The following is a 14,108-nucleotide window of genomic DNA, read 5'->3' as shown; positions in this document are numbered from 1 at the left end:
ATGTTATTTTTTAAAAATTTTTAAGATGGCTGTCTTTATTCTATCTCTATCATCTTCTGTCAAATTTGATCCAGATGGCAAACAGAGTCCATTTTTGAACAATTCTTGTGCCACCTTACCTCCGTAGTAAGGCATATCTTTAAACACAGGCTGCATGTGCATCGGCTTCCACAGCGGGCGACTTTCAATATTGTAAGTTCCAAGATGCAAGCGAATTTGCTCCCTATCTACACCACTAGTTTGGTCTGGATCTACCAGAATGGCTGACAGCCAATGATTGCTAAAAAAGTCTTCTGAAGGCTCAGTCAATACCTCTACTCCCTCAATATTTTGAAATAAATTTTTATAAAACTGATGCATCTTTCTCCTAAGCTTAACATGCTCATCTAAAACCAACATTTGTCCGCGACCTATGCCAGCTGAGATGTTGCTCATCCGGTAATTGAATCCGATTTCAGAATGCTGATAGTGTGGAGCCTGATCCCTGGCTTGAGTTGAGTAAAAAACTGCTTTGTCTTTGGCTGCTTTTGATTCACAAACCAAAGCACCTCCTCCGGACGTAGTTATAATTTTATTGCCATTGAAAGACAAAGCTGCAAACTGCCCAAAAGTTCCACAATTTTGGGACTTATAGGTAGACCCTAGAGATTCGGCTGCATCTTCGATGATCGGGATGTCATATTTTTCAGCCACAGCTGCAACTTCATCTACCAGGTAAGGCATGCCATAAAGATGAACAGGAATAATAGCCTTTGGTGTTTTTCCTTTGGCTATTCTATCTAGAATTGCAGTTTCTAAAGCTCTGGGACACATATTCCAGGTGGAAGGCTCGCTGTCCACAAAAATCGGTATAGCTCCTTGATACATGATAGGATTAGCAGAACCACAAAAAGTAAAACTCTGACAAATGACCTCATCGCCATGCGTCACGCTTAACTGAACTAAAGCCAAATGTATCGCTGCTGTTCCACTACTCACTACAGCCACATGCTTCTGTTGACCTAAGTAATTTTCAAGATCTGACTCAAATCCATTAACGTTGGGCCCTAGAGGTGCTATCCAGTTTTCTTCGAAAGCTTTAGCTACGAATTTCTCTTCGTGACCACCCATATGAGGTGAGGATAGCCAGATTTTTGATAGTTCTGAGTGCATAAAAGATGATTAAGTTCTGAAAGGCAAAAGTACCGTTTTCAATAGAATTTTAAGATCTAACAGAAGTGAAACGTTTTCGTAATAGTATAAGTTTAATTTCACTTTTTCAGGAAATATAACCTGATCATTATAGGCGAGTGGCTCTTCTTGCTGCTTTAAAAGCTTCTCTTCATTAGAAAATTTGAGCGAAGCATATCCTGTTAAACCTGGCTTTAATTTTAGTAACTTTCGATCTCCTCCCTCTAAAAGATCATAGTATCCTGGAATGTCTGGTCTTGGTCCTACCAGGCTCATTTCTCCTTTAAGGATATTGAAAAGTTGAGGAAATTCATCAACTTTCGTTTTGCGAAGAAGTTTTAGTAAATTCTGAGGCGAATCATTGCCTTTAATGGTCTTGAATTTATAAACCGTAAAATATGTTCCATGCTGCCCCACTCTTGTTTGAAAAAAAACGGGGTTAGATTTATGAATGAAAAACAATAAGATCCAGATCAGGATAAGAAATGGAGCTAATAAGACCAGTCCAATCAGGCTCAGTACAAAATCCAATAAAGGCTTACCTAACTTCAAATACATCGGACTAAAATAAACAAAGCGTTTAATAAACAGAAAGAGGTTTCAATTTAAAACTGAAACCCCTTCAATCCGTAAACTATACATTTATTTTTTTATGAATCGCTTGGTTGTCGTTCCATAATCAGTCTCAATTTTTACTAAATAAACTCCTTCACTTAAGAAGGAAACGTCTAATTGAATGCCTTTTTCATTTACCTTATAATCTGAGTCAATTTCTTGCCCAAGCATAGAATACAGTTCAATACTTTTTATAGAATTAGATGTTTTAGTTTCTATTTGGAGTTGTGGCCCTGCAGGAATAGGGTACAGCCTCACAGATTCTGTGAGATTAAAATTATCTAAATTCAATGTTACAGGTTTTATTTTCAATTCAAACCTATCCTCTGCAACACTTTCCTCTACAGAGGTATCAACAGAAAAATTATAAAATGAACCATCAGCAACGTCAATTTCTTTATTTAAATAGTTGTCAATAAGAATCAATTGCTTGTCATTAGATAAAAGATCAACATCAAAATCCAAGGTGTATTCACTTTGCTTATAATTACCTAAGAGCAATTGAATTGACTTTCCAGCATCAGGAAACTTTCGTTTATCAATTGATAAAAGGTTTTCGTTATAAATGACTAAGGCTTCTCCAGAATTGAATAGCTTTCCAGCATCTTCATCAGATGGAGGTGTTGTGAAATTTTCAGAAAATCGAATTCCAGCAGCATCAGCTTCCATTTTACCGTTTTCAAAGTCTTGCTTTTTGTAAAGTCTCATATTTAAAAAAGCTACATCTGATTTTGAAAGTATTTCTGGCTGTACCTCATCCGAGGCAATTGCTGAAGGTGCAAATACTAAAGTTGGTGGAATGGTAATGGACGATTGATTTTGAACAAAAAACCCCTGTCCAGGTATCAAGTATCGATTGGCTTCAGAAGTAGAAGGACTAGGCACAGTAGAATTTAAGTCGATGGTGACATAACCTCCATTCCCATTATCTCCAGCAATTTTAGCATCCCATACGTAAAGGAAATCAGTTACTCCATTTCTAATGACCTGAGAAAAATCCAGGACTGCCTGATAAGGATTCGCGACGAAACTAAAATGATCTGGATCCTCAGATAAAGGTGGTAAATTAACCCCAGAAATAAGCTCACCTGTCAACAAACTACCTTTTGAAATTAAAGTTGTTGGAGAAGGTGCTGCGTCATTATTAGTTAAATCGGTTGTTCTATCTCCTCTTACAAAAAGCCTGTAGGGTTTTCCTGCTACTAAAACATCGTTGGTGCTTGTCACTGCAGTCCACCCAGCTCCATTTGAAGGGTCTGCAATTTGGTTATCGTAAGTAAATAAAGATGGATTATTGGTGGTCGTTTCGTCAAAACCATTAGTCGCGCCGTCAGCACCTGTAATATGAGTTCCCAGTTGCCATGAATCTGCAAAAGTTTGTCCTCCCACCGGGGAGGTTAGAAAACGAAAAGCTCTTTTTGCAGGAATGTAACGCTCAACTGTAATATCGCCTGTAATTAAAGAGGTCAAAGCCTGAATCAATTGCCCACTTCCAGTAGCATCGCTTTTAAAAACAAGATCACCATCTATCGTTAAGTCTCCAGATATTCTTAGCCTCGAGTTGGCACCAACTTCCAGACTTGATGAAGACTGTATGTCAACATTTTTGGCTTGAGTATCTCCTGAGATCACTGCATTTCCTTCCGATATGACAATATTATCGACCAGACGCGATATCCCAGTAGGGTCCTGCGGAGTCCATGAATTATTATAAGTATAATTGATTGGGGATGGGTTAAGAACTAGCTGGATGTTATCAATCGCAATTTCATCTCTGTTAGAACTTCCCGAAACATCGTCTGAGGTCCATTTCAGATACATAACAGCATTGGGAAGTAAGCTAAGACCAGAAATTATCGTTGATTTTTCACTTGTTTTCCAGGCGGGTGATGCATCTTCGGGCTCTATAGTTGCAAAATCTAAACTAGAAATATTAGTGTAGTTGATGTTATCTGAGGAGTAACTTAAATTAAAAGAATTTGATCTTGGCTTATCGTTAAAAACCAAAATATCGTAAGCTAAAGTCAGCTCTGTAATGGTTTCTAAGGTTGAGTTTTGAAATCTTAAAATAATATCTCCAGGCGTAAAATCGGAACCACCAGGCTGAACCCCCAAAGCAAAATTATTGGTAGACACTTCGAACCCATATACTCCACCTGTGGTGACCCCTCCAGTGCTAGTTCCTCTAGCAAAATCACCTGTAGTTCCTAAAACTCCAAAACTTAAATCACCATCGCTCATGCCAGTAACAATGATAGCATCTGAATCTATCTCGCCAGCACTTGGTAAGTTACTAAAGCCTGACCCATTTAGCCGCCCATTATTTACCCCCACGACAGTATTATCAAAATCAATCAAAAAAGGAGTATCGGTTTGATCAATTTGCCAACCCATCTGACTTTGGGCTTTAAAACTAAGCGCTAGCATCAACGAAGCAAAAATGACTTTAGGTAAAAGTGTTTTCATAGTTCAATTAATTTTGTAGTACAAGTTCTACAAAATTAATCTATTTAGTTACACCTTTCAAAAGTATTTCAGTAATATCGTTTTTTAATTGTTGGCCCTCAATTCCGCTACGCTTTCTATACCAGGAATGTAGCGTCCTCAGGGTAGATAACATGGCAAATAAAATAACTTCTTCACTTTTAGCTTTTAACTCTCCAGATTTTACGCCAGCTGATATAATAGCTCGTAAATCTTGTTCATAACCATCTCTAAGTTTTATAAATTCATCAAAATTAGCCCCTTTGAGGTGGACCCAGTCATTATTGACGATCGCAATGGCTTCTGGATCTTTTAGGGTAATATCCACATGATGATTGATCACCGCCTCAAGCTTAGTTATAGAATCAGCTTGAATTTTCTTCACCATGGACATTTCATCAGTAAATTTATGAGCTAAATTAAGAGTAATTTCGGCTAAAATTTCTTCCTTAGAAGCAATATGATTATATAAGCTCGCAGCCTTTAAATTCATCTGTTGAGCCATATCCCTCATGCTTACTGATTTATAACCATGTTCTCTAAAAAGTGTCTTAGCACAAGCTAAAATTTCTTGTCGTCTTGTCATAAGGTTTGGAAATTCATAAAAGGATAGTTGCTCTGTAGCTCTTCTTTTAAATTATGCTGATAAGCTTTTAGTTTTTGAAACTCAATCCCAGAAACTGCAATTGGTCGATGTGCAATAGATTTCTGAAGTTTATCGACTTTTGCCATGTCTTTTTTTAAATTATCCTCAATATAATTCAATTTAAACTTTTCCCATATTAAATCTATGGCCAGTTCATTTGGATGAATAAGATCTCTATTGTAGAATCTGTAATCTCTAAATTCATCCAACATCAATTCATAAGAAGGGAAATAATCAGCATTAGACTGTTTCTCTAATACCTGATGTAAAGCTGAAATAAGATGAGCTTTGCTTCTTTGGTTTTCAACAATGCCATCTTTAGTATGACGTACTGGGGAAATCGTGAAAATGAAATTTACATCAGGGTTCAGCTCTTTAGCCTTTGAAATTAGCTGATTTAAGGTTCGCTGTAATTCATCAATTGTAGATAATTTTTTTTCAAATTGATCCTGCGGAACTTTATGACAGTTGGCCACCCCTTGCCTGGTTGATTTTTGTCGATATATAAATGAAGTCCCTAGCGTCAAAATAATATGAGAGGATTCAGCGATAGCTTGTGTTAATTTATTTTTTGCTGAATTTAATTCTGCTAAAGTTTCTGCTGAAGAACTCCTGCTCAACCTTGAATGCGAGAAAAACGAATGCCACATATCGTTATGCTGAAACACATCCTCTGAAGTAAATTCTTGGTCATTGACAGCCTTTTCAACCACATTCAGAATCGCTTCTGGGTGAAATAAAATTCCGAATGGATTACTCGTCACCTGAAATTTAAAATAATTAAGCTTATCACTGATATGTTCAGCAAAACAAGAACCTAAACACAAAACTTTGGAGTCGTATGTTAGGGGGTTAGATGCTTTTGCTATAGAAACTTCAGTCGATAATTTCATATTATCCGTTTACTCGCTTGTTCTGAACTATGTGTTTAGCTTCCTCTAAAGCTTTAGAAATTCCATTAGGGTTTTTACCTCCAGCGGTCGCAAAGAAGGCCTGTCCTCCTCCCCCTCCTTGGATGTGTTTTCCCAGAGACTTGATGATTTTCCCGGCATTCCAGCCATCAGTTTCTACTAATGATTTAGAAATATAGCAAGCCAAAAGGGCTTTTTCATTTAAAGCAGAACCTAGTACTATGAATACGTTTTCAAGTTCACCTCCAATTTGAAAAGCTAAATCTTTCATGGCTGCTGCGTTCAAGTCTACTTGATAAGCTACAAACTGAACTCCTTCAATATTCTTAATTTTGGATTTCAGTTGATCTTTCAGTTGATTCAACTTTAGCTGATTGAGCTGCTCGACTTCTCGCTTTAGTTTTTGATTTTCTTCCTGTAAAGATTCTACTGATTTTAATACATCTTGTGGTTGATTCAGTATAGATTTTACTGAATGTAATAACTCAGATTCATTTGTAAGAAAGGTTCTTGCTGCTTCAGAGGTAATTGCTTCAATTCGTCTAATACCAGAAGCAACCGAAGTTTCATTTTTTATGATAAAATGCCAAAGTTTTGAGGTGTTTTTCACGTGAGTTCCACCGCATAATTCTACTGAGTTCCCAAATTTTACCATTCTAACTTTATCTCCGTACTTTTCACCAAACAAGGCTAAAGCACCTTCCTCAATTGCATCATCATAAGGTATTGACCTTTGTTCTTCAAAAGCTATCCCTTCTTCGATTCTGGCATTCACCAAATATTCAACAGCAGTGAGTTCCTCTGAAGTCATTTTTGAAAAATGAGAAAAATCAAATCTTAAGTAATCAGCTTGAACCATGGAACCTTTTTGCTCTACGTGAGTTCCTAGGACTTCTCGTAGGGCCTGATGAAGTAAGTGAGTTGCGGTATGATTACAAGCTGTTTTTAGTCTGTTTTCAGTATCGACAACTGCATAAAATTTTTCTTGGTTAAGATCTGGTAGGGTTTTGCTAAAATGAATGATTTGGTTGTTTTCCCTTTTAGTGTCAAGTATATAAGTTTTATCTCCGCTTTTAGTCTCAAGATATCCTCTATCACCAACCTGACCACCACCTTCAGGATAAAATGGAGTCTTGTCAAAAACCAACTGGTAACGTTTTCCATCCTTTTTTGAGGTGATTTTTCTATATTTTACTAATTTAATACTAGACTCAAGATGATCATAGCCTATAAATTCACTGCTATTTATTTGAAGTAATTCTTCCCAATCTTCTGAACTTGACTGAGCAGCATCTTTGGAGCGTTGTTTTTGTTTTTTTAGTTCTCTTTGGAAAGCATCTATGTCAAGATTAAATCCCTTTTCCTCAAGAATTAAGCTAGTCAAATCTATCGGAAATCCAAACGTATCGTAAAGTTCGAAGGCTTTTTCGCCACTAATGGTTTTAGAATTGGATTCCTGCATCAAGTTATCAAGCAAACCAAGTCCTTGTTCTAAGGTCTTCAGAAAAGATTTTTCTTCTTCCCGAATAACATTTTTACAGAGTTCTTTCTGTGTGTTGATTTCAGGAAAGGCTTCTCCCATTTGTTGAGACAGCACCTCAACCAGGTGATATATAAAAGCAGATTTAGCATTCAAAAATGTAAAACCATAACGAATGGCCCGTCTTAAAATTCTACGTATCACATAGCCTGCTCCAGTACTACTAGGCAATTGACCATCTGCAATAGCAAAGGCTACAGCCCTTACATGGTCTGCCACTACCCTTATGGCGATATCTACTTCTTCAGATTTGCCGTAAGTAGTTTGGGTTAATTTTTCAATCGCACCGATAAGCGGTGTAAATACATCTGTATCATAATTGGAAGTCTTCCCTTGCATAACCATGCATAAGCGTTCGAAGCCCATTCCGGTATCGATATGTTTAGAAGGCAATGCCTCCAAACTCCCATTAGCTTTTCGATTATACTGAATGAAAACCAAGTTCCAAATTTCTACCACTTGGGGGTGATCCTGGTTGACCAGGTCTTTTCCAGGGGTATTTTGCTTCTCTTTATCACTTCTTAGATCCACATGAATTTCTGAAGCTGGACCACAAGGTCCCTGATCACCCATTTCCCAGAAGTTGTCTTTTTTGTTGCCTAGTAAGATCTTATCCTCTTCTACTAAATTTTTCCAGATGTCGAAAGCTTCCTGATCTTTTTCTGTTCCATCCGCCTTATCGCCTTCAAAAATGGTCACATAAAGGCTGTCCTTGTCAATTTTAAGTACTTCGGTTAAAAATTCCCAGGCCCATTCTATGGCTTCCTTCTTAAAGTAGTCTCCAAAACTCCAGTTTCCTAACATCTCAAACATGGTATGGTGATAAGTGTCCTTACCAACTTCTTCCAAGTCGTTATGCTTTCCGCTAACCCGTAAACACTTTTGAGAATTAGTAAGCCTTGTAGACTCAGGATCTACATTGCCTAAAAAATAAGATTTAAATTGATTCATCCCAGCATTAGTAAACATTAAGGTAGGATCGTCTTTTAAAACTATGGGTGCAGAATTAACTTTGGTATGAGATTTGGACTCAAAAAATTCTAAAAATTGACGTCTAAGAACGATTGATTTCATAAAGTCTAAAGTAGATTTATTTTTATGTGTTTTAATTTTAGGCTATATTTGTAGGTTACAATATGGTGTTAAGGTCCTGATGGATGCAAAAATACTATAAAATTAAAGAATGAGTAAAGTAAAATATTACTACGACAGCGAAACCTTATCCTATCGTAAAATTGAACCCAAAAAAGGTAAAAGTTTTGCGCTGGCCACTCTATTTCTATTAGGGATTATTGCTACTAGTTTTGTATTAGCGCTTGTTTATCTAAATATCCCAAATGTTGAAACTCCTAAAGAGAAAGCGTACAAAAGGGAAATTGAAAACATGAAATTTCAATATGAACTTTTGAATAAACGAATGCAAGACGTCGTCCAAGTTCTTGAAAATGTAGAGGAACGAGATAACAACATTTACAGGGTTTACTTCGAAGCCAACCCCATCTCTGATGAGCAAAGGCGATCTGGTTTTGGAGGAATAAACCGATACAAAAACCTTGAAGGTTACGAGAATTCCGAAATCATTAAGGAGACAACTAAAAATATAGATAAGTTATCTAAACGTCTTGTGATTCAATCCAAATCTCTTGACGAAATAGCAGCGCTTGCCAAGAATAAAGAAGCTTTATTAGCTTCCATCCCAGCAATACAACCAGTAAAAAACGATGATTTAAAACGTATGGCTTCAGGTTATGGTATACGTATGCATCCTATTTTAAAATACAGAAAGATGCATAATGGAATGGACTTTTCTGCACCAACCAGTACAGAAGTTTTCGCCACAGGTAATGCTACAGTTAAAAAAGCCAGAAGAACTAGTGGTTTTGGTAATCTAATTGTTTTAGACCATGGGTTTGGGTATGAGACTTATTATGCCCACTTGAATGAATTTAATGTAAGGCGTGGACAAAAAGTTAAGCGAGGAGAAATAATAGGATATGTAGGCAACACTGGTCTTTCTACTGCACCCCATCTCCATTATGAAGTGCATAAAAATGGTAAAGTTGTCAACCCAATTAATTTTTACCATGGCGACTTAACTGCAGAAGAGTATGACATTATGCTTAATCAATCTACTCTGGAAAATCAATCTTTAGACTGATGAGACATCAACTTGGTGATAAACTTTATTATTCTATGGGTGAAGTTGCCAGGGCTTTTGAAGTCAATCCATCATTGATTAGGTTTTGGGAAAAAGAATTTGAAGAAATTCAGCCAAAAAAAAATGCAAAAGGCAATCGAAAATTTACCAGAGAGGATCTCAAAACCATAGATCTCATCTATCACTTGGTGAAAGAGCGAGGATTCACTCTCGAAGGCGCCAAAATACACTTAAGAGAAAACAAAAAAGAAGCCCTTTCAAAATTTGAATTAATTAGCAAATTAAAAACTATCAAATCTGAATTGATCTCAATCAAAAATCAACTTTAAATCTGAGAAGAAATGAAAAAATGGTTAATACCTGTTATTATTATTGCAGTTGTAGGCTTTGGACTTTACAGCTGGACAAAAGGATTCAATAACACAGCGGTCACCCTTCAGGAAGAAGCAAAAACAGCATGGAGTAATGTAGAAAGCGCTTATCAGCGAAGAAATGATCTTATTGGTAATCTCGTAAAGACCGTACAAGGTGCTGCAGATTTTGAAAGAAACACCCTTACAGAGGTGATAGAAGCCAGGTCTAAAGCCACCTCAGTCAATATTAGCGCAGATAACCTAAATGAACAAAGCATTAAGCAATTTCAACAGGCTCAAGGTGGACTTAATTCTGCCTTATCCAGGTTATTGGTAAGTGTTGAACGTTATCCAGATTTAAAATCTAATCAAAACTTCATGAATCTTCAAACTCAGCTAGAGGGTACTGAGAACAGAATCAACGTAGAACGCAACCGATATAATTCTAAGGTCGGCGAATACAATACTCATATTAAAGTCTTTCCAAACTCCATATTTGCAGGCTGGTTTGGTTTTGAAGACATGTCCAGATATTCTGCAGACGAAGGCTCAGAAAATGCTAAAGAAGTAGAATTCGACTTTAATTAAAGATTAAAACAGATGAAAGTATCTGAATTTATAACTCCAGAAGATGAAAAAGAGATTGTAGAAGCCATAAAAGAGGCAGAGCTCAACACCTCTGGGGAAATACGCTTACATATCGAACATACCTGTACAGGTGACAGATTAGATCATGCCCTAGAAATATTTGAGCAATTAGAGATGCACAAAACCGAGCTTTCTAACGGTGTTTTAATCTATGTTTCTATTGACGATCATCAGTTAGCAATTATAGGTGATAAAGGTATCAACGATGTAGTTCCAAAAGACTTCTGGGAAAGTACAAAAGATGAGATCATAAGTCAATTTAAAAAGGGACATTACAAGCAAGGTCTAATCAATGGTATATTGGAGGCTGGAAAACAGCTAAAACAGCACTTCCCTTATCAATCTGATGACACTGATGAACTGGACAACGAAATTTCTAAAGGTTAAGTCATGAAGTCTTTACAACGACTATTTTTATATACAATACTAGCTTTAATTTGTTTCATTCCTGATGGATTCTCTCAGATTGAAATTCCAGAGAAGCCCTCAAAAGAAATGGCTGTTTACGATGGAGCCGATCTATTGAAGGATAATGAGGAGCTCCAGTTAAGAAAGAAACTAGAAACGTACGCCGATACCACTTCAACCCAAATAGTGGTAGCAACTATCAAATCACTTAATGGAGAATATATTGGCACTTATGCTGCAGAATGGGGTCAGAAATGGGGTATAGGACAAAAAGAAAAAGACAACGGACTACTGATTTTAATTTCAAAAACTGATAGTAAAATTTGGATCACTACTGGTTATGGTCTTGAAGAGTATTTGACAGATGCCACATCAAAAACCATCATTGAAAATATCATTTTACCTGAATTTCGCAAAGGCGATTACTACGAAGGATTAAACCAGGGAACTTCAGCAATTTTTGAAGTTTTAGCTGGAAGATTCGATGCCTCTGGACTCAAAAAGGCAGAAGAACAAAGCACCTGGCCTTTTGCCCTTTTCCCAATACTTATCTTCATTGTTATTTTAATCCTTGTGAGAAGAAAAAACAAGGGTAATGGACCTGGAAGTGGTCACAGTAGTCGGGGTCCAGATTTACTTGACTTCCTCATTTTAGGAAGCATGGGCAGAAGTATGGGGGGCGGTAGTTTTGGTGGCTCTTCTGGAGGTGGCTTTGGCGGCGGAGGCTTCAGTGGAGGTTTCGGCGGCGGTGGCTTTGGCGGTGGTGGTGCCGGTGGAAGCTGGTAAAGTCTAAAAAATTAATTTTCGAAGTAGTACTAGTGAAATTTTAATGAACCATATTAAAGAAAAGAGATTAAAATCTTAACCTCTTTTCTTTAATATTCACTCCTTCAAGCTCCGTAAATAGGATTTAATATTGCAGCCGATTTTCAATTGAATTAAAGCTATAATTGATAACTCCTCTATATAAAATTAATTAGAAAAGTGTCAATGCTACTTCTTCCGCATGTAAATGGATATCGGCACGCCTTTGAAGTCAAAATGATCTCTAAGTTTGTTTTCCAAAAATCGCTTGTAGGGATCTCTAACGTATTGAGGTAAATTACAAAAAAATGCAAACTGAGGTTGAGGAGTTGGCAATTGAGTAATAAACTTGATTTTTACGTATTTGCCTTTGAGAGCTGGTGGTGGATTTTCTGCGATAATTGGCAGCATTATGTCATTGAGCTCTCTGGTTTTAATTTTTTTACTTCTGCACTTATAAACCTCAACGGCCGTTTCTATGGCTTTATAGATTCTTTGCTTATTCAATACTGAAATGAACACGATAGGAACATCTACAAAAGGTGAAATCTCTTGTCTGATTTTAGCTTCAAATTCTTTCATGGTGTTGGTTTCTTTTTCTACCAGATCCCATTTATTCACTAAAATTACAATCCCTTTTCTATTTTTCTCGGCCAGCCAAAATATACTTTGGTCCTGTCCTTCAAAACCTCTAGAGGCATCAAGAACAATCAGACAGACATCAGCGTTTTCAATAGCTCTCACACTTCGCATTACTGAATAAAACTCAAGATCTTCCTTAACTTTAGCTTTTCTTCTTATCCCTGCGGTATCTACGAGTTTAAAGTCGAATCCAAATCTAGTGTAGCGCGTATCTATAGAATCTCTAGTTGTTCCTGCAATATCAGTAACGATGTTACGATCCTCCCCTATCAAAGCATTTATGAAAGAAGATTTTCCAGCATTAGGACGGCCAACGACTGCAAATTTTGGAAGATCATCATCCTCTTCTATTTCACGTTCTGGCAACTTTTCTACAATAGCATCAAGTAATTCACCAGTTCCGCCACCACTGGTTGCTGAAATAGTATAATAATCCCCTAAACCAAGGTTATAAAATTCAAGGGCGTCGGTTCTGTTCTTATTAGAATCTACTTTATTGACACAAAGTACTACAGGTTTATTGACTCGCCTAAGTAATTTAGCCACATCTTCATCCATTGGAGTTATACCGGTAACAACATCGACCACAAAAACAATAACATCTGCCTCATCGATAGCCAACTCTACCTGTTTATCAATTTCTTTTTCAAATACATCGTCACTACCAACCACATATCCTCCGGTATCGATTAATGTAAATTCACGACCATTCCAATCTGATTTCCCGTAATGTCTATCTCGTGTAACACCACTCACAGAATCAACGATAGCTTCTCTGCGCTTAATCATTCTATTGAAAAGTGTAGATTTTCCTACGTTTGGTCGTCCAACAACGGCTACAATGCTATTCATTACTGTAATTTAAATAATTTGCAAAGTTACAACTTATTAATTAGCATTTCTATAATGAGGTTGTACGATTAAAAAATTATAGGCCATGAGGGACTTCAATAATTTCGTTTTATATTTATGCCTTGACAAATCATAACAAAAATGAAAAAATTTGCACCAGCTATAGTCTTCGGTTTAGCAATCGTCATTTCCTCATTAGTTCTTGGCTATGCCTTTATCAACCGAAACTCTTCTGAAGGTCATATTTCAGTCACAGGTTTAGGAAATGCAGATTTTACTTCAGACCTTATTGTTTGGGAGGGCTCCTTCTCCAGAGAAAGTATGGATTTGAAACAAGCTTACCAACAGCTAGAAGCAGATAAACAAACTATTACGACTTACCTTATCGAGAAAGGAATTGCAGAAGAAGAGCTTGTATTCAAAGCCGTCACAACTCGTAAAAATACCAAACCCAGATATACTGAAGAGGGAAAGTATGCGGGTGAAGAATTTATTGGATTTCAACTTTCTCAGTCCCTTCAAATCGATTCTAAAGATGTAGATATGATTGAGAAAATTTCTCGCGAAGTCACTGAACTGCTAAATAAAGGGATTCAATTTTACTCTCAACCACCGAGATATTACTATACTAAATTAGCCGATCTTAAAATTGAAATGATCTCAAAAGCTACGCAGGATGCTTATGCGAGAGCTCAAAAGATTGCTGATAATTCTGGAGCAGAACTCGGCAAGCTTGTGACAGCCAATATGGGTGTATTTCAAATCACCGGTCAAAATTCAAATGAAGACTATTCCTGGGGTGGCACCTACAATACTTCTTCAAAACATAAAACAGCTTCAATCACGATGAAGTTGGATTATCAGGTAAACTAACTCA

At 36.9% G+C, this 14,108-nt stretch carries 13 protein-coding genes; 6 read left to right on the top strand and 7 right to left on the bottom strand.

Annotated elements, in window-relative coordinates:
* Positions 1 to 3: 3 nt before the first annotated feature.
* The 6 genes from F598_RS0104820 to alaS all read right to left on the bottom strand — a co-directional run bounded on the left by F598_RS0104820 (position 4) and on the right by alaS (position 8,440).
* Entirely contained in the window at positions 4 to 1,152 is a 1,149-nt protein-coding gene (locus F598_RS0104820) for a DegT/DnrJ/EryC1/StrS family aminotransferase (RefSeq protein ID WP_019037893.1), read from the bottom strand.
* Between the two features lie 9 nt (positions 1,153 to 1,161).
* Positions 1,162 to 1,728: a sugar transferase gene (locus tag F598_RS0104815; protein ID WP_019037892.1), complete on the bottom strand. Its 567-nt coding sequence runs from the start codon at positions 1,726 to 1,728 to the stop codon at positions 1,162 to 1,164.
* A gap of 84 nt (positions 1,729 to 1,812) precedes the next feature.
* Positions 1,813 to 4,251, bottom strand: a complete 2,439-nt coding sequence (locus F598_RS0104810; protein WP_019037891.1) for a T9SS type A sorting domain-containing protein — start codon at positions 4,249 to 4,251, stop codon at positions 1,813 to 1,815.
* A 40-nt stretch (positions 4,252 to 4,291) separates the two neighbouring features.
* On the bottom strand, positions 4,292 to 4,855 hold the full coding sequence (locus F598_RS0104805; RefSeq protein ID WP_019037890.1) for a TetR/AcrR family transcriptional regulator: 564 nt from the start codon (positions 4,853 to 4,855) through the stop codon (positions 4,292 to 4,294).
* The gene (locus F598_RS0104800; protein ID WP_019037889.1) at positions 4,852 to 5,808 is read right to left on the bottom strand and encodes a GSCFA domain-containing protein; all 957 of its coding nucleotides are present in this window, start codon (positions 5,806 to 5,808) and stop codon (positions 4,852 to 4,854) included. Before F598_RS0104800 ends, F598_RS0104805 begins: the two co-directional genes overlap by 4 nt.
* A gap of 1 nt (position 5,809) precedes the next feature.
* A complete protein-coding gene (gene alaS / locus F598_RS0104795) occupies positions 5,810 to 8,440 on the bottom strand; it encodes an alanine--tRNA ligase (RefSeq protein WP_019037888.1) in 2,631 nt (876 codons plus the stop codon).
* Positions 8,441 to 8,549: 109 nt separating this feature from the next.
* On the opposite strand from alaS, the gene F598_RS0104790 reads away from it, so the two are divergent.
* The 5 genes from F598_RS0104790 to F598_RS0104770 are packed head-to-tail and all read left to right on the top strand — an operon-like array spanning position 8,550 to position 11,719.
* A complete protein-coding gene (locus F598_RS0104790) occupies positions 8,550 to 9,524 on the top strand; it encodes a M23 family metallopeptidase (protein ID WP_019037887.1) in 975 nt (324 codons plus the stop codon).
* Positions 9,524 to 9,853, top strand: coding sequence for a MerR family transcriptional regulator (locus F598_RS0104785; RefSeq protein WP_019037886.1), 330 nt, complete (start codon positions 9,524 to 9,526; stop codon positions 9,851 to 9,853). Before F598_RS0104790 ends, F598_RS0104785 begins: the two co-directional genes overlap by 1 nt.
* Before the next feature lie 12 nt (positions 9,854 to 9,865).
* Positions 9,866 to 10,465 carry a LemA family protein gene (locus F598_RS0104780; RefSeq protein ID WP_019037885.1) on the top strand — a complete coding sequence of 200 codons (600 nt, stop codon included), beginning with the start codon at positions 9,866 to 9,868 and terminating at the stop codon, positions 10,463 to 10,465.
* Between the two features lie 12 nt (positions 10,466 to 10,477).
* Positions 10,478 to 10,912, top strand: a complete 435-nt coding sequence (locus F598_RS0104775; RefSeq protein WP_019037884.1) for a TPM domain-containing protein — start codon at positions 10,478 to 10,480, stop codon at positions 10,910 to 10,912.
* A 3-nt stretch (positions 10,913 to 10,915) separates the two neighbouring features.
* A complete protein-coding gene (locus tag F598_RS0104770; RefSeq protein WP_019037883.1) occupies positions 10,916 to 11,719 on the top strand; it encodes a TPM domain-containing protein in 804 nt (267 codons plus the stop codon).
* Positions 11,720 to 11,926: 207 nt separating this feature from the next.
* Here F598_RS0104770 and der read toward each other — a convergent pair whose 3' ends face one another.
* Entirely contained in the window at positions 11,927 to 13,231 is a 1,305-nt protein-coding gene (gene der / locus F598_RS0104765; RefSeq protein ID WP_019037882.1) for a ribosome biogenesis GTPase Der, read from the bottom strand.
* 141 nt (positions 13,232 to 13,372) lie between these two features.
* Here der and F598_RS0104760 point away from each other — a divergent pair, with 141 nt between their 5' ends.
* A complete protein-coding gene (locus tag F598_RS0104760; protein ID WP_019037881.1) occupies positions 13,373 to 14,104 on the top strand; it encodes an SIMPL domain-containing protein in 732 nt (243 codons plus the stop codon).
* The last annotated feature ends 4 nt before the right edge of the window (positions 14,105 to 14,108 follow it).

The organism is Psychroflexus tropicus DSM 15496 (assembly GCF_000378765.1).
In the GTDB taxonomy this organism is placed as follows: Bacteria; Bacteroidota; Bacteroidia; order Flavobacteriales; family Flavobacteriaceae; genus Psychroflexus; species Psychroflexus tropicus.
The sequence above is the reverse complement of the archived record's forward strand: the minus strand, read 5'-3'. Positions and strand labels throughout refer to the sequence as shown.